Here is a 14,472-nt window from a genome sequence, read left to right on the forward strand (position 1 = left end):
ATAGCGTTCTTTCTGCACGGGGCTCTCCTGGCGAACAATCAGGACTGCAGTGTGCATCCTTGCCGGCAGCCCAACAATTCGGGGAATCCGAACTGGGCAAAGCCATCAGCCATCCACCAGGAGCACATCTTGAATCAGGCACAATGGAACATCGTCGATGATTATTTTTCAGCCACGCTGGCGCCATCCGACCCGGTGCTGGACGCCGCGCTGGACAGCAGCCAGCAGGCCGGGCTGCCGGCCATCAACGTAGCGCCCAATCAGGGCAAGTTCCTGCATTTGCTGGCGCGCATCAGCGGTGCGCGGCGCATTCTGGAAATCGGCACGCTGGGGGGCTACAGCACCATATGGCTGGCGCGGGCGCTGCCCGCCGGCGGCGCCCTGGTCACGCTGGAGCTGGAACCGGCGCACGCCCAGGTTGCGCGCCAGAACATCCAGCATGCGGGTTTCAGCGACAAGGTGTCGGTGATGGTGGGCAATGCGGTGGACACGCTTGAAAACCTGGTGCGCGAACAGGTCGAGCCTTTCGATTTCGTTTTTATCGATGCCGACAAGCAGAACAATCCGCTGTATCTTGAATGGTCGCTCAAGCTGGCCAAGGCCGGCACCGTCATCGTGACCGACAACGTGGTGCGCAAGGGCGGCGTTGCCGACCCGGACAACCACGACCCCGACGTCGAAGGCGTGCGCAGCCTGTTCGCCATGGCCGGCGCCAACCCACGCTTGAGCAGCACGGCCATTCAGACGGTGGGCGCCAAGGGCTGGGATGGCTTTGCCATCACGGTGGTATCAGACTGATCCTGTCCAGGCAACCTGGCACGGGCCGCCCAGCACCGCGCCGTCATAACCTGTCAAGACGGTGTCCGGCAACACATGGGCCTCGTCCATCAGCCACGCATCCAATGCGTGGCCAATATGGGTCAGCACACTCTGCCTTGCTTGCAGCGCATGCACGGTGTCCAGCGCCCGGGTCAGGTCATTGTGATTGCGGGGCGCCTGGGCCGCCGGCGGAAAGGAACAGTCCAGCACCAGCAGGTCCAGCGCCTGGCCTTTCAGATAGGCCTCGGTATCAGGCGGCAGCCCCACGGTATCCGTCAGATAGGCAAACCGCTGCCCGTCGCCATCGAATACATAGCCGTAAGTAAGCCGTGAATGCGCCAGGGGGACCGGGGTGACGGTGCAATCGCCCAGCGCTATCGGGGTAAAAGGCGTCAGCGTTCTGGAAAAGTCCAGGATGCCGGGGTGCTTGTACAGGTCGGCCAGGCCTTCCGGATCAGGCGGACCCAGTACAGGCAGGCGCAGGCCGCGGCCCCAGCGCAAATGCAGCAGCCCTTGGGCATGGTCGGCGTGGTAATGCGTTTGCAGTATGCCGTTCAAGCTGCCCGGCGGAAAGCGTTCGGCAAGATCGGTCAGCCCCGCATCCACCAGCCAGCGCACATCGCCGCATTCAAGCAATGCTGAACAGGGGCCGCGCCGATAGCGTGTCTGCGCCCGCGCACGCACGCAGGCTGCGCACGAGCAATTGTAGACCGGCACCTGGGCGGCATTGCCTGTACCCAGTAAGGTCAGTTGCATGATGGAAGCCGTCCAGGTTGGCCACGCATCAAATACCTGTAAAGCGTGTGGACGGCATCATTGGCCGCGCCTGAATTATCCAGCACGAAAATGGGTACCCCGGCCGCATGGCAAGTCATCGAGGTGAACCGCCTGTTGCGAGCCAGCCGCTCGCCAATCCTCGCATCGCTCTCACGGCCGCGGTCGGTCAAGCGCCGGCGTAACAGTGTATTGTCGACCGTCAATAGCACGGGCACCAGATCAGGATAACGCCTGCCCGCCTCGGGCAGGTATTCACGCGAACCGTTCACCAGTACGTCGCATCCCTCGGCCAGCTTGTCGTCGATGTCGCGCAGCACGCCGTAGGCCAGGCCATGGGCGCGCCAGGCCATGGCCATCCGGCCGTCGCGCTCCAGCCGGACAAACTCCGCCATCGACACCGGGACAGCCCACGGCTCCTTGCCATGGGCTGGCCGCGTCACCAGGCGCGGCGCCATGTAGCCGTCGCCGCCCATCAGGCCATGCAGGCCTTGCAGCACCGTATCTTTGCCTGAACCCGATGGCCCCATTACGTATATAAGGCGGCCCGCCATCAGAACACCCGCTGCCCGCCGCGCCACACCCGATCGACAACGAACTGCCGCTCGTGCGGGCGCACACGCACCATGTCTGCGCGCAGGCCATGCCGCAGCTCGCCGCGATCATTCAGGCCAGCGGCGCGCGCCGGCGCCAGGCTGATGGCCCTGACCGCCTTGGGCAAGTCGTATCCTTCAGTGTCGTCCGCCAGCCGGCGCGCTGCCTGCAGCAAACTGGCCGGGTAGTAGTCGCTGGAAAGAATGTCCAGGACGCCTTTTCCCGCCAGCTCGGCCGCGGCGACATTGCCCGAATGCGAGCCCCCCCGCACGATATTGGGCGCCCCCATCAGGACGCTCAGGCCAAGACGATGGCTGACCGCGGCGGCCTCGACGGTGGTGGGAAATTCGGCAATGCTCATACCGTAGCCGGCCGACTCTTGCACATGCTCGAGCGTGGCGTCGTCGTGGCTGGCCAGGGACAGGGACCTTTGCCGGCACTCGTGCGCAATCGAGCGCCGATAGCGATCGCTGTAGCGGCGGGAATTCTCGATCTGCCGCTCGATGAAATCTTCCATCTCTGTATCGCTCAAGTGATACTTGCCCTGGTAGTATTCGCGGTACTTTTCGATGCGTACGAATTGCCGCTGGCCGGGCGAATGGTCCATGACCGACACCAGTTGCACCAAGGGGCTTTCCACCAGCTCGTTGAAGATATCCAGTGTTTTTTCGTGGCTGAGCTCGCAGCGTAAGTGCAGCCGGTGCTCCGCACGGGTGTGGCCCCGCTGCTCGGCATGGGTAATGGCTTGCTGCATGATCGGCAGTTGACGCAAGCGATCGCCTTTCGGGTTGACGTCGCCGATGGACAAGGCGTCGAAGACGGTGGTGATGCCGGCGGCCACAAGCTGTGCATCATGCGCCAGCACCGCCGATTCGGGTGGCCAGTCCACGCCGGGGCGCGGATTCATGTACTTTTCCAGATTGTCGGTATGCAGTTCAACCAGACCGGGCAACAAGTAGTCGCCCTCCATGTCCTGGGCCTGCGCCAACTGGCTGCCGCCCTGGCTGACATCGTGGATCAGGCCGTCGCGCACGGCAACGGTTCCCAGGAAAACCTCGGTGGCGGTGACCACGCGGGCATTGGTCAATATGTGTTCAGCAGGCATGGGCCAGCTCCTTGGAGGTCATATCCAGATAACGATCCGCGATGGCATCGCGTGTGGCGGCGTCGTGTGAAATGGCGATCAGCGCCGAGCCGGCTGCCCTGGCTTCGGCGATCAGTTCGATCACCACATGGCGATTGGCTTCATCCAGCGCGGCGGTAGGCTCATCCAGCAACAGCACCGGCCAATGCACCATGAAGCTGCGTGCAATATTCACGCGCTGTTGTTCACCGCCCGAAAAGGTGCCGGGCGCCAGTGTCCACAGGCTGTCGGGTATGCCCAGGCGCTGCAGCAGAGCCTGGGCGCGTTGCTGCGCCAGGCCGTGATCGATACCGCGCGCCAGCGCGGGCTCCATCACCACATTCAGGCAACTGACGCGCGGAATCACCCGCAAGAACTGGCTGACGTAGCCCATGGTGCCACGGCGCACAGCCAGTGTCAGGCGCGGTTCGGCGCCGGCCATTTCAACCAGTTGGCCCTCGTGAAGCACGCGTATGCTGCTGCCCGCGGCCGGCAGATAATTGCCGTACAGGGTACGCAGCAATGTCGATTTGCCCGCGCCCGAACGGCCATGCAGAATCAGGCATTCGCCTGCAAGCACTGAAAAGCTCAGCCCTTGCAGGACGTTGAGCACGACACCATGCTGCTGATGTAGCGTAAAGGCTTTGGCAAGCCCATTGACTTCCATGACAGGTTTCATTTTTTCACCTCAAGGCTGCAGCACCGACGACACCAGCAACTGGCTGTAGGGATGCTGCGGATCGTCCAATACCTGATCGGTCAGCCCCGCTTCAACCACATGCGAACGGCGCATGACCATCAGCCGGTCCGCCAGCAGACGCGCCACGGCCAGATCGTGCGTCACGATCACCACGGCCAGTTGCAGTTCGCGGACCAGCCCGCGCAACAGATCGAGCAGGTGGGCCTGTACCGAAACATCCAGGCCGCCGGTGGGTTCGTCCATGAAAATCAGCCGCGGCCTGGACACCAGATTGCGGGCAATCTGCAGTCTTTGCTGCATGCCGCCAGAGAACGTGCGCGGCAAGTCGTCGATGCGCGCGGGGTCGATCTCGACCTGCTTCAGCCACTGCAGGCCGGCTTGGCGCAGTTGCCCATAATGGCGTATGCCCTGCGCCATTAGGCGCTCGCCGATATTGGCGCCGGCCGACACATTCATGCGCAGTCCATCACGCGGGTTCTGCTCGACGAAGCCCCATTCGGTGCGTAGCAGCGTGCGCCGATGCGCCTCGCTGGCCTGATACAAATCCACCCATCCGTCTTGCGGGCCGCGATACGACACCGTCCCGCGATCAGGCAGGGACCGGCCCGACAAGACGCTGAGCAGGGTCGATTTGCCTGAACCCGATTCACCGACAATCCCCAGGACCTCGCCGGGATACAGATTGAACGACACACCCTGGCAGCCCTTGTCCGGCCCATAAAGCAGGGTCAAGTCCTGTACTGATAAAAGCGGATTCATGATGCGGCCTCCGTTCCAGCGCTGCGCTGCCGGCAATAATCGGTGTCGGAACAGACGAATTGCCGGGTGCCTTCGTCGTCCACGATCAATTCATCCAGATAGGATTCGGTGCTGCCGCAGAACGCGCAGCTGTGATCCCAGGTCGGCAATTCAAATGGATAATCCTCGAAATCCAGGCTGTCGACATGGGTGTAAGGCGGTACCGCGTACAGGCGCTTTTCCCGGCCTGCGCCGAACAACATCAAGGCCGGGCTCATATGCAATTTGGGATTGTCGAACTTGGGGATGGGCGATGGGTCCATGACGTAGCGCCCATCCACCATGACCGGATAGGCATAAGTGGTGGCGATATGGCCATAAGCGGCAATGTCCTCGTACAACTTCACGTGCATGACGCCATAGTCGTTCAGCGCATGCATGGCGCGCGTCTCCGAGTCGGATGGTTCGATGAAGCGCAAGGGCTCGGGAATAGGCACTTGGTAAACCATGATCTGGCCTGGGCGCAGCCGGGTTTCAGGAATGCGGTGGCGGGTCTGGATCAAAGTGGCCTCGTCCGTGCGCGCTGTGGTCCGCACCCCTGCGGTACGGGTGAAAAAACGGCGTATGGACACCGCATTGGTCGTATCGTCCGCCCCTTGATCGATGACTTTCAGGACATCGTCCCGCCCCAGGATGGCGGCGGTCACTTGCATGCCGCCGGTGCCCCATCCGTAAGGCAAGGGCATTTCCCGCCCGCCGAAGGGGACTTGATAGCCGGGAATCGCCACGGCTTTCAACAAGCCCCGGCGCAGGCTGCGCTTGCTCTGCTCATCCAGGTAGGCGTAGTTGTAGCCGGCCTCGATAATGCCGGTCTCGATATTTTCCTGCCGCGTTTCTGCCGTCATGCCCGCTTCTCCTCATGTGCCGCCGCATCGTCCGCCGGAACGCGGCGCAGTGTCCGGATCAGGTCCAGTTCGGACTGGAAGTCCACGTAATGCGGCAATTTCAGGTGCGAGACAAATCCCGCCGCTTCAACGTTGTCGCAGTGCATCAGCACAAACTCTTCCTGCTGGGCGGGCGACTCGATGTCCTCTTGATATTCGGCCGCGCGCAATGCCCGGTCGACCAATGCCATCCCCATGGCTTTGCGCTCGGCGTAACCGAAAGCCAGCCCGTAGCCGCGCGTGAACTGGGGAGGCTGGGTTTTGCTGCCAACGAACTGGTTGATCATTTCGCATTCCGTGATCTCGATATCGCCCAGCGGCACGGCAAAGCCAAGCTCTTCCGGCTCCACCCAGACCTCGACCTGCCCGATGCGTATCTCCCCGGCAAAAGGATGGTTGCGCCCATAGCCGCGCTGCGTTGAATACCCGAGCGCCAGCAGGAAGCCTTCATCGCCGCGCGCCAGGGCCTGCAGCCGCTGGGCCCGGCTGGACGGAAAGTCCAGCGGCTCGCGCGTGATGTCCGGCACGTTTCCTCCCGGGTCCGTTTCCACACTCACCAACCCTTCCCGCGCCAGCATATCCACCACCCGCGGGCACGGTTCGGGCTGGGTTGCACCCGCAACGGCCTGTGCCGCTTGCGTGGACGCTTCGGCCAGCAAAGAAAAATCCAGCAGACGATGGGTATAGTCGAATGTCGGGCCCAGCCGCTGCCCGCCGGGCAAATCCTTGAAGGTGGCGGAGATGCGCCGCTCTACCACCATGTCTTCCGTGCGCAGCGGCTGGCTGGACATGAAGCGCGGCAGCGTCGTGCGATAGGCCCGCAACAGGAAAATGGCTTCAAGCAGATCGCCGGCGGCCTGTTTCACCGCCAGCGCCGCAAGCTCCTCGTCGAACAATGCGCCCTCGCCCATGACCCTGGCCACGGCCAGGGGCATCTGCTGGCGTATCTGCGCCACGCTCAGTTCGGGCACCGACGCGTCGCCGCGCCGTTTCCTGGCCAGCAAGGCATGGGCATTATCAATGGCCTGTTCGCCCCCTTTGACTGCAACATACATTTAGACCACCTCTTGGATCATGGGTGAAACACGCGTGCTGCGAGGCAAGCCAACCAGCTCGCAGCCCGCTGTGATGAACAGGTCATATCCCTTCGGAAAGGCCTGTGCGGCGCGCTGCGGCCAGATCTGCCCGGGCATGGGCAACTGCGTTGTGCGCTTGCCCAATATGCCCGGCCCTTGCCACGACATGGGCGAACCGCCCTGCAAGGACGGCAGTTGGATAAACACCGTGCACGACAAATGGGGGTCGCGATCCGTGCCGGGACTGAATACGGACAGCGCGCCGGGCGAGCCGCCGTCCAGGATGGCGAACGCCGCCTGCGCCGGCGCCTCGACAATCGGACAGCCGCAATGGAAGGCCAGGTTGGCCCGCAATCCCGGCGTGTCCAGCGATGGACTCAGCCAGAGCGGCGTATCGCCATCCAGCAGGCAAAGGCATAGTGCATATGTGGCGGGCGCCAGGCGGTCAAGCCCGGGAGCGTCGCTGATGGTCTGAATCAGTCCGGGCTCGGACAAGGCGTTCAGCGCGTTGCGGAAGACCCGTTGCGTGGCATGGACCGGATCGGAAAATGCGGGTAGAAGCTGTGCGTCCGTCATGCGTCTTCTCCTCGAACCAGTGTGACGAAATCGACTTTGGTGGCCGCGCTTTCAGCTTCCTTGGCGGCGCGCCGGGTGGCCTGCTCGCGCTGCAGCGGCCCGATCAGATGCGCCAGCCAGTGGGCTTGCCGTTCGCCCTGCAAATGTGCGTCGGCCAATGCCGCCAGCTCCGCATGCTGCTTGCTGCGGCCTGCCACATAGCTGTGGCCGTGGCGCCCGTCGGCCAGTTGCACGACGCAGCGCGTAACCGTCATCTCACCCAGGTTGAAGGGCCCTCCGCTGGCGCCCATGCGGCCGCGCACCATCACCATGCCGATCTCGGCGGGACGAATGAAGCGATGTTCATCCTGGCGCAGGGCATCGCTGTAGGCCGCAAGCTGCTGGCCGGCGCATGCCAGCACGCGCATCCATTGCTGGCGCTGGGCCGTCCCGCCGCGCTGGGCTTCGGCTCTCGGTTTATTCACCATCTTGTTCTCCAGAAATAACGTGATACTTGAAACGGTCGGCACGCGTCAGGGAATGGGACAACTCAAAAACATTGCCCTCCGGATCGCCAGAAAGCGTGCGTATAGTCAGCACGGGCGTGTGCCTGGGCATCATCAGGTGCAGGGCGTCGCGGGCGGAAGGCATCCGCGCCCCAATCAGTGTCGATACCCGCTTGAGCGCAACACCCTGGCGGGCCAGATGCCCGCGCATTGAGCCCCCCTTGTACGACTGCATCAATGTTCGATGCCTTGTGGCAAAGCAATGGGTAATCAAGCTGATGGGCTGCTGATCCAGCAAGCGCAATGTCTGCAGCTCAAGCACGAGCTCGCTGCCGCTCAGTTGCAGGTCTGCCTGTTCGCCTGGAATGGCCGGGCGCTCGCGTTTGCCCAGCAATACCGCCTCGGATTGAAAGCCCAGGTTTTCAAGCGTCTTGCTGTAGGCGCTGCCCGGATGCACCGGGTAGATGACGGGCTGGGGCAATATGCAGGTGCCCCGCCCCTTGCGGCGCAGGACCCGGCCTTCCGCGATCAGTTCATCCACCGCGCGGCGCAGGGTGTGGCGATTCACACCGAAGCGTTCGGCCAGCTCCATTTCGCCGGGCAGGTACTCCCCCGCCTTGTAATCGCCCAATTGATCGCGCAGGGTCCGGGCCAGTTCCAGATATCGGGGCAGTTGTTGTCTAGACAAGTCCATGTGCACTGAAAAAGGCGTGTGGCGGCCGCCCTTCGCTCCTTAAATAAAATGCTTGCGCAAGCGTTGCGACACGATGTCGATCAGGCTGACGGCAACAATGATGATGATCAGGATTGCGCACGTCTGCGCCAACTGAAAACCGCGTATGGCTTCCCACAGCGTGACGCCTATTCCGCCCGCGCCCACCATGCCGACCACGGTGGCCGAGCGCACGTTGGACTCGAAGCGGTACAGGGAATACGAGATCCACAAGGGCAGTACCTGGGGAATGACGCCGTAGATGACTTCCTGCAGGCTGCTGGAACCGGTGGCGCGCACGCCCTCGACCGGCCCGGGGTCGATCGCTTCGACCGCCTCGGCAAACAGCTTGGCCAGCACGCCGGTCGTCCCGACAAACAGGGCCATGACACCTGCGAACGGCCCCAGGCCCACCGCCACCACGAAAAGCATGGCGAACACCATTTCGTTGATGGACCGGAATGCATCCATCACGCGGCGCACAGGCTGGCATATCCACCAGGGGGCGATGTTCTCGGAGCACAGGATGCCTAATGGAATCGAACACACGATGGCCAAAGCGGTGCCCCACACGGCAATCTGGATCGTCACCAGCATTTCGCTCAAGTACAGATCGACATGACGAAAGTCGGGCGGGAAGAAATCGGCGATGAACACCCGCATGTTGCCGGCGTCGCGCCAGAGCATGGCGGGGTTCATTTCGGCGCCGTCCCATGACCACGCCAGGATCAATGCCAGGACGGCCCACCCCAGCCATTGCGTCCATGAGCGCTGGGGTGGCTGGAGGGCGGGAGAGCCGGAAGCGAGTGTCGTCATGGCTTACTGGGCGCTGGCCACTTTCTTGTCAAGCGCGGCCATGCGCGCGGCCAGCTTTTCCAGGTCGGCATCGATGGCGGCAAGCTTGTCCTTCTTGTCGCTGTCGCTCAGGCTGCTGTCGGAGGCGACCTGGCCGCGCGCCTTGAACAGTTCAAGCTGGCGTATCGGCAACAGCTGGTCGTTGTCCGACACACGGAACTTGCCCCATTGCAGGCCGTTCAGCACCGCCATCTCTTGTGCATTGGCGCCATAGAGGGTGAAGAAGTCATTGATCTTCTTCTTGGTGGCGTCGGGCAGGTTCTTGCGCCATACGATAGGGTCGGCGGGAATCAAGGGCGATTTCCACACCACCTTCAGTTGGGCGGCCTTGTCCGGATGGGTCTGCGTCAGCCGCTCCATGCCTTCGGTGTTGAACGTGGCCACGTCGACCTGCTTGTTGGCCACACTCAAGGCATTGACCTCGTGGCTGGCATTCAAGGTACGCTTGAAAATCTGCTTGGGGTCGACATGGTTCTTGGCAAAAACGTAGTAGCCCGGGACCAGGAAGCCCGATGTCGAGTTGGGGTCGCCATTGCCGAAGGTCAGGTCTTTGGCATGCTTGAGCAAGTCGTCAACGGAATTGATGGGGCTGTCCTTGTGCGCGATCAGCAGGCTCCAGTAGCCCGGGCTGCCATCGGCGGCCACTGTTTGCATGAAGATCTCGCCGCCCGCGCGGTCTACCGCTTCCATGGCCGACTTATTGCCATACCAGGCCACGTCCACTTTGTCGAAACGCATGCCCTGGATGATGCCGGCATAGTCAGGGGCGAAAAAGGCCTTGATTTCCATGCCGGTCTGCTCGCTCATGGCTGCCAGGAAGGGATCCCACATCGATCTCAGGTTCTGGGACGATTCAGTGGAAATAATGCCGAAATTGAGCGCCTTGGATTCGGCGGCATGGGCGGCGCCGAACAGCGCCGCACTCATGACCGTAGCGCCTAGAAAAACTTTACGCATGCTTTTGAACATATCAATACTCCTGGGAAGTGCCCCACGAACCTGTCTAGACAAGTTGGTAAAGAGAAGCCCTTTTGCACAAGGCAAATCAGGCCGCAATCAAAGAAACAGAGCGCACGGGATGACGCGGATGCGCCTGCTCCGGAAACAGCAAAGAGGTATCAAGATCACCGTCGTACAGTTCATTCAGAAAGGGGCCGCTAAGCGCCCGGACAGAGCCATCGAAATGAATGCGGCCGGCTTTCAGCGCCACCACGCGTTCGCAGTAGCGCACGGCGTAGTCCACTTGATGCAGGGTGACCACGACCGTCTTTCCGTCGGTCTTGTTGATATCGGCCAGGATGTCCATCACTTTGCGCGCCGACTCGGGGTCGAGCGAGGCGATGGGTTCATCGGCCAGGATGATTTCGGCTTCCTGGGCAAGCGCACGGGCGATGGCCACGCGTTGCTGCTGCCCGCCGGAAAGCGTCGAGGCGCGCCGATGTGCGTACTGCGCCAGCCCGACTCGCTCCAGGGCCGCCATGGCGCCCTTTTTTTCCTCGTGGCTGAACAGGCCCATCGAGCCGCGCCAGCGCGGCATGCGGCCCAGGCGGCCCAGCAGGACGTTGCCGAGCACGCTCAAGCGGCCCACCAGATTGAACTGCTGAAAGATATAGCCAATATCCGCGCGCAGGCGGCGTACGTGTCCATTCAAGCGGCCCGCCGACTGCACAGACCGGCCCAGGACCTGTATGGAACAATCGCCGTGCCGGTCGCCGCAGGCCAGGCCCGACAGGTGCCGCAATAGCGTCGATTTGCCCGAACCCGATGCGCCTATCAGCGCGACCATCTCGCCGGGCTCCACCGCCAGGCCCAGGTCAAACAACACTTGCTTGCCGCCAAAGCTTTTATTCAAGCCTTCGACGTGAATAGCGGAATGCATACGCATGTTCCTCAAGAAACCAAGCGACGGATCGCTTTCGATGCTGGCATCTTAGAGAACGCGTATGACCGGCAAGTTAATTCATCATGACGTTTTTATGACCTGTTTGAAAACAAGCGCCCTGCCGGGGAAGAATCCGCCGGCGCATAAAAAAACACCCTGAAAACTGGAATGGAAATCCCGCTTTCAGGGTGTTTTCGGCATGCCCGGCGGCATGCCCAGCTACCGCGCTACTTCACAGACCTGGAAATAGCGTCGCCCGCTTTGCTGATGTCTTGTCCGGCGCCATCGACGGTATTGGCGCAGCCGGCCATGGCCAGGCAACCCAATAAAGCAAACATAGCCAATATTTTATTCTTCATAGCTGCTCCTGTTGAACAAGATGATTTTGCGATTTTTACGATGGGTCGACCACTTTTACCTGCAGTTCGCCCAGGCCGGCAACAGCGCCCACCATGGTGTCCCCCACGACCACTGGCCCTACCCCTTCGGGTGTGCCGGTAAAGATAATATCGCCTGCCTTCAGTTCAAACAAGCCCGACAGATAAGCAATGGATTCAGCTATGTTCCAGATCATTTGCGACAGGTCGCTGGACTGCTTGGATGTGCCGTTCACGCTGAGTGAAATGGCGCCGGAATCCAGGGTGCCCACCTTGTCGCGGGGATGCAAAGGCCCTATCGGCGCGGACTGATCGAATGCCTTGCCCACTTCCCAGGGACGGCCTTGTTTCTTGGCTTCGCCCTGCAAGTCGCGGCGGGTCATGTCCAGCCCGATCGCATAGCCCCAGACGCATTCGGCCGCCTGCTCGACCGTCAGGTCGCGCCCGCCTTTGTTCAGCGCCACGACCAGTTCGATTTCGTAGTGCAGGTTGGAGGTCTTGGGCGGGTAAGGCATATTGCCCACCTGGCCATCAGCCACATTCAGCAAGGCATCCGCAGGTTTGCAAAAGAAGAAAGGATCTTCCCTGCCGGTAAAGCCCATTTCCTTGGCGTGCTCGGCGTAATTGCGCCCGACGCAATACACGCGCCTTACCGGAAATACAGCGGTTGAACCAGCGACCGGCAATGCGGCAACCGGCAAGACAGGAATAACGGTATCCATTTACTTCTCTCCCTTTGTGTAGCGTTCGGCGCTGTCGCGGATTTCTTTCAACGCCGCCTCTGGACCTTCCCAACCTTTGACCTTGACCCACTTGCCTTTTTCCAGGTCTTTGTAGTGCTCGAAGAAGTGCTGGATGCGCGCCAGATCCTCTTCGGGCAAGTCCGCCGGGCTCTTGATGTGGCGGTACGGGGGGTAAAGTTTGTCGACGGGAACCGCCAACAGCTTGGCATCGCCGCCCGCTTCGTCGTCCATATGCAGCACGCCGATGGCGCGCGAGCGGATCACGGCGCCCACCTGAACGGGGAACGGCGCCAGCACAAGCACGTCGACGGGGTCGCCGTCGTCGGAAATCGTTTGGGGGATATAGCCGTAGTTGCAGGGGTAATGCATGGCCGTCAGCATGAAGCGATCGACAAACACAGCGCCGGAGTCTTTGTCGACTTCGTACTTGACGGGATCAGCGTTCATGGGGATTTCGATAACAACATTGAATTCATCGGGCAGTTTATTCCCGGCGAGTACGCGGTCTAAGCTCATGCTTAATCTAACCTTAAGGATATGAATGAGAAAAAATCAATGATGGCCGGAACCGCGTTGCGGACGGTCGGAAGTTTGAGACAGATCCACCCCCGGGATAGGCGCGCTGTCGAAATACTCGTCCAGTTCGCTGGCGCCGCCGCTCGGCGAGGATGCGTCCGCGGCGGACGCCGGCGCGGCAGGGCGTGCGGGCGATGACGCGGATGCGGGGGTGTCGTCGCTGACGAAATCGGCGGCGCTGGCCGCCAGGGGCGCATGCAGGTCGCGCAGGACGTGAGCCTGTGCGGGAAGGCGTTCAACATCGATCAGGGTGGGGTCGCCCCGGGTGTCGGCGGCCGGCAGAGCGCGGCTTGCGGGCAGCACAGGCAGCACGCCCGCCACGCCCGATGCCAGGCGCCAGTGTTTCATGGCGTCGTCCGGACGGCCCAGGCGGTCGTATAAATTACCCAGCAGGGCATGGATGCGCATATCGCTGCGAAGTTTCATGCTGCGCAACAGGTAGTGCTCGCCCTGCCCCCACAACTGGCCGGTCAGGCACAGGTTGCCCAGCGCCGCCAACAGGGCGGAGTCGTCGGGATGCGTCTTGAGCCATACCTCGGCCTTGCTGAGCCGGCGCGCCACATGCTCGGGCGGGCATTGCGAATAGGCATTGAGCAAACGGGCCTCGAGCCGGACGGCAATGGCCGCTTCCAGGATTTTCGAGGCTTCGTCGATGTTGCCTTGCTGCGTCTGGATCTCCGCGGCGGCCAGCGCAATATCGGGCAACACGCGTTCGTCGGCCTTCAGATCGCTCCAGATGGCCTTGAAGCCCTCGGCCCCCCCCGTGTGCAGGCGGGCGGCGGTAGCGGTTTCGATCAACTGGATGGCTTCGGTTTTTTCGAGCACGCCGCGCCGGGACAACAAGCGCGTCAGCTCGTAGACGCGGTCGTGGTTGCGCAATTGCCGATAGGCGCGCAGCAATAGCCGTGTCGCGTGGAAATAACGGGAACTGGCATCCTGCAAAGGTTGCAACAGCACCAGCGCGTCCTGGGGACGATTCTGGTCCAGATACATTTCGGCCGCCACGGTGGCCGCGGCCTCGCGCAGGCGCGGGTCGTCGGAGGCGCTGTCCTGGGCCAGCTTCAGCGCTTCATCGCGCCGGTTGAACTCCCCCATGTGATGGGAGGCGCGCGCCGAGGCCAGGCCTGCCAGTACCTTGCGGCTGCTGGATTTGGTGCGCCCGAGCAGCTTGGCCAGGTCTTTCTCGGCTTCCGGGTAACGTCCTTCGAGCACATTGATCCAGCCGCTTTCAAGCAATTCATGGTCGCGCTTTTGCGAACGCAGGCTGCGCCAGGAACGGAAGCGTTCCGGTCCGCCGCCTATCCAGGCCAGTACGCGCAACGCAATATACAAAATCACGAACAAGGCCAGCGCAAGCAAGACGGCCAGCGTCAGGGAAAGCTCGATGCGCCAGGGCTGCGCCACGATCAGCACGTTGCCGCTATGTTCACGCAGCACCAATGCCAGCCCCACCGCCGCTACAAATACCACCAGTGTCCAAAACCAGGCTCTCATTGCT

The 14,472-nt window shown here is 62.0% G+C and carries 18 protein-coding genes; 1 reads left to right on the forward strand and 17 read right to left on the reverse strand.

Going from position 1 to position 14,472, the window contains the following annotated elements; genetic code table 11:
- Nucleotides 1-129: 129 nt before the first annotated feature.
- The gene (locus tag RE432_RS15275; RefSeq protein WP_310934361.1) at nucleotides 130-798 is read left to right on the forward strand and encodes an O-methyltransferase; all 669 of its coding nucleotides are present in this window, start codon (nucleotides 130-132) and stop codon (nucleotides 796-798) included.
- Here RE432_RS15275 and phnP read toward each other — a convergent pair.
- From phnP to RE432_RS15360, 17 genes are all read right to left on the reverse strand, one after another.
- A complete protein-coding gene (phnP, locus tag RE432_RS15280) occupies nucleotides 790-1,575 on the reverse strand; it encodes a phosphonate metabolism protein PhnP (protein WP_310934362.1) in 786 nt (261 codons plus the stop codon). The genes RE432_RS15275 and phnP overlap by 9 nt on opposite strands.
- Complete coding sequence (gene phnN, locus RE432_RS15285) at nucleotides 1,566-2,147, reverse strand: phosphonate metabolism protein/1,5-bisphosphokinase (PRPP-forming) PhnN (RefSeq protein WP_310934363.1); 582 nt, start codon at nucleotides 2,145-2,147, stop codon at nucleotides 1,566-1,568. The genes phnP and phnN overlap by 10 nt, the downstream gene beginning before the upstream one ends.
- The gene (locus tag RE432_RS15290) at nucleotides 2,147-3,292 is read right to left on the reverse strand and encodes an alpha-D-ribose 1-methylphosphonate 5-triphosphate diphosphatase (RefSeq protein WP_310934364.1); all 1,146 of its coding nucleotides are present in this window, start codon (nucleotides 3,290-3,292) and stop codon (nucleotides 2,147-2,149) included. Before RE432_RS15290 ends, phnN begins: the two co-directional genes overlap by 1 nt.
- Nucleotides 3,282-3,989: a phosphonate C-P lyase system protein PhnL gene (phnL, locus tag RE432_RS15295; RefSeq protein ID WP_310934365.1), complete on the reverse strand. Its 708-nt coding sequence runs from the start codon at nucleotides 3,987-3,989 to the stop codon at nucleotides 3,282-3,284. Before phnL ends, RE432_RS15290 begins: the two co-directional genes overlap by 11 nt.
- A gap of 9 nt (nucleotides 3,990-3,998) precedes the next feature.
- Nucleotides 3,999-4,769, reverse strand: coding sequence for a phosphonate C-P lyase system protein PhnK (gene phnK, locus RE432_RS15300; protein ID WP_310934367.1), 771 nt, complete (start codon nucleotides 4,767-4,769; stop codon nucleotides 3,999-4,001).
- Nucleotides 4,766-5,653 (reverse strand): alpha-D-ribose 1-methylphosphonate 5-phosphate C-P-lyase PhnJ, encoded by an 888-nt coding sequence (locus tag RE432_RS15305; RefSeq protein WP_310934368.1) that lies wholly within the window; start codon nucleotides 5,651-5,653, stop codon nucleotides 4,766-4,768. Before RE432_RS15305 ends, phnK begins: the two co-directional genes overlap by 4 nt.
- Complete coding sequence (locus RE432_RS15310; protein WP_310934369.1) at nucleotides 5,650-6,747, reverse strand: carbon-phosphorus lyase complex subunit PhnI; 1,098 nt, start codon at nucleotides 6,745-6,747, stop codon at nucleotides 5,650-5,652. Before RE432_RS15310 ends, RE432_RS15305 begins: the two co-directional genes overlap by 4 nt.
- The gene (gene phnH, locus RE432_RS15315) at nucleotides 6,748-7,344 is read right to left on the reverse strand and encodes a phosphonate C-P lyase system protein PhnH (RefSeq protein WP_310934370.1); all 597 of its coding nucleotides are present in this window, start codon (nucleotides 7,342-7,344) and stop codon (nucleotides 6,748-6,750) included. It lies immediately after the preceding gene.
- Nucleotides 7,341-7,811, reverse strand: coding sequence for a phosphonate C-P lyase system protein PhnG (gene phnG / locus RE432_RS15320; protein ID WP_310934371.1), 471 nt, complete (start codon nucleotides 7,809-7,811; stop codon nucleotides 7,341-7,343). Before phnG ends, phnH begins: the two co-directional genes overlap by 4 nt.
- On the reverse strand, nucleotides 7,801-8,523 hold the full coding sequence (gene phnF, locus RE432_RS15325) for a phosphonate metabolism transcriptional regulator PhnF (RefSeq protein WP_310934373.1): 723 nt from the start codon (nucleotides 8,521-8,523) through the stop codon (nucleotides 7,801-7,803). Before phnF ends, phnG begins: the two co-directional genes overlap by 11 nt.
- A 39-nt stretch (nucleotides 8,524-8,562) precedes the next feature.
- Nucleotides 8,563-9,357: a phosphonate ABC transporter, permease protein PhnE gene (gene phnE, locus RE432_RS15330; protein ID WP_310934374.1), complete on the reverse strand. Its 795-nt coding sequence runs from the start codon at nucleotides 9,355-9,357 to the stop codon at nucleotides 8,563-8,565.
- Nucleotides 9,358-9,360: 3 nt separating this feature from the next.
- On the reverse strand, nucleotides 9,361-10,365 hold the full coding sequence (phnD, locus tag RE432_RS15335; RefSeq protein WP_310934375.1) for a phosphonate ABC transporter substrate-binding protein: 1,005 nt from the start codon (nucleotides 10,363-10,365) through the stop codon (nucleotides 9,361-9,363).
- A 76-nt stretch (nucleotides 10,366-10,441) separates the two neighbouring features.
- A complete protein-coding gene (phnC, locus tag RE432_RS15340) occupies nucleotides 10,442-11,275 on the reverse strand; it encodes a phosphonate ABC transporter ATP-binding protein (protein ID WP_310934377.1) in 834 nt (277 codons plus the stop codon).
- A 230-nt stretch (nucleotides 11,276-11,505) separates the two neighbouring features.
- The gene (locus RE432_RS15345; protein ID WP_310934379.1) at nucleotides 11,506-11,637 is read right to left on the reverse strand and encodes an entericidin A/B family lipoprotein; all 132 of its coding nucleotides are present in this window, start codon (nucleotides 11,635-11,637) and stop codon (nucleotides 11,506-11,508) included.
- Nucleotides 11,638-11,672: 35 nt separating this feature from the next.
- Complete coding sequence (locus tag RE432_RS15350; RefSeq protein ID WP_310934380.1) at nucleotides 11,673-12,377, reverse strand: fumarylacetoacetate hydrolase family protein; 705 nt, start codon at nucleotides 12,375-12,377, stop codon at nucleotides 11,673-11,675.
- Nucleotides 12,378-12,914 (reverse strand): inorganic diphosphatase, encoded by a 537-nt coding sequence (ppa, locus tag RE432_RS15355; RefSeq protein ID WP_310934381.1) that lies wholly within the window; start codon nucleotides 12,912-12,914, stop codon nucleotides 12,378-12,380.
- A gap of 36 nt (nucleotides 12,915-12,950) precedes the next feature.
- Nucleotides 12,951-14,468, reverse strand: coding sequence for a heme biosynthesis HemY N-terminal domain-containing protein (locus RE432_RS15360; RefSeq protein WP_310934382.1), 1,518 nt, complete (start codon nucleotides 14,466-14,468; stop codon nucleotides 12,951-12,953).
- Nucleotides 14,469-14,472 lie beyond the last annotated feature (4 nt).

Origin of the sequence: Pusillimonas sp. SM2304, assembly GCF_031628915.1 — a bacterium.
In the GTDB taxonomy this organism is placed as follows: Bacteria; Pseudomonadota; Gammaproteobacteria; order Burkholderiales; family Burkholderiaceae_B; genus Pusillimonas_C.

What these genes read in the sequence shown, in the direction of transcription:
- phnP (WP_310934362.1), bottom strand. Translation starts at nt 1,575, where the DNA reads ATGCAACTGACCTTACTGGGTACAGGCAATGCCGCCCAGGTGCCGGTC.
- phnN (WP_310934363.1), bottom strand. Translation starts at nt 2,147, where the DNA reads ATGGCGGGCCGCCTTATATACGTAATGGGGCCATCGGGTTCAGGCAAA.
- RE432_RS15290 (WP_310934364.1), bottom strand. Translation starts at nt 3,292, where the DNA reads ATGCCTGCTGAACACATATTGACCAATGCCCGCGTGGTCACCGCCACC.
- phnL (WP_310934365.1), bottom strand. Translation starts at nt 3,989, where the DNA reads ATGAAACCTGTCATGGAAGTCAATGGGCTTGCCAAAGCCTTTACGCTA.
- phnK (WP_310934367.1), bottom strand. Translation starts at nt 4,769, where the DNA reads ATGAATCCGCTTTTATCAGTACAGGACTTGACCCTGCTTTATGGGCCG.
- RE432_RS15305 (WP_310934368.1), bottom strand. Translation starts at nt 5,653, where the DNA reads ATGACGGCAGAAACGCGGCAGGAAAATATCGAGACCGGCATTATCGAG.
- RE432_RS15310 (WP_310934369.1), bottom strand. Translation starts at nt 6,747, where the DNA reads ATGTATGTTGCAGTCAAAGGGGGCGAACAGGCCATTGATAATGCCCAT.
- phnH (WP_310934370.1), bottom strand. Translation starts at nt 7,344, where the DNA reads ATGACGGACGCACAGCTTCTACCCGCATTTTCCGATCCGGTCCATGCC.
- phnG (WP_310934371.1), bottom strand. Translation starts at nt 7,811, where the DNA reads ATGGTGAATAAACCGAGAGCCGAAGCCCAGCGCGGCGGGACGGCCCAG.
- phnF (WP_310934373.1), bottom strand. Translation starts at nt 8,523, where the DNA reads ATGGACTTGTCTAGACAACAACTGCCCCGATATCTGGAACTGGCCCGG.
- phnE (WP_310934374.1), bottom strand. Translation starts at nt 9,357, where the DNA reads ATGACGACACTCGCTTCCGGCTCTCCCGCCCTCCAGCCACCCCAGCGC.
- phnD (WP_310934375.1), bottom strand. Translation starts at nt 10,365, where the DNA reads ATGTTCAAAAGCATGCGTAAAGTTTTTCTAGGCGCTACGGTCATGAGT.
- phnC (WP_310934377.1), bottom strand. Translation starts at nt 11,275, where the DNA reads ATGCATTCCGCTATTCACGTCGAAGGCTTGAATAAAAGCTTTGGCGGC.
- RE432_RS15345 (WP_310934379.1), bottom strand. Translation starts at nt 11,637, where the DNA reads ATGAAGAATAAAATATTGGCTATGTTTGCTTTATTGGGTTGCCTGGCC.
- RE432_RS15350 (WP_310934380.1), bottom strand. Translation starts at nt 12,377, where the DNA reads ATGGATACCGTTATTCCTGTCTTGCCGGTTGCCGCATTGCCGGTCGCT.
- ppa (WP_310934381.1), bottom strand. Translation starts at nt 12,914, where the DNA reads ATGAGCTTAGACCGCGTACTCGCCGGGAATAAACTGCCCGATGAATTC.
- RE432_RS15360 (WP_310934382.1), bottom strand. Translation starts at nt 14,468, where the DNA reads ATGAGAGCCTGGTTTTGGACACTGGTGGTATTTGTAGCGGCGGTGGGG.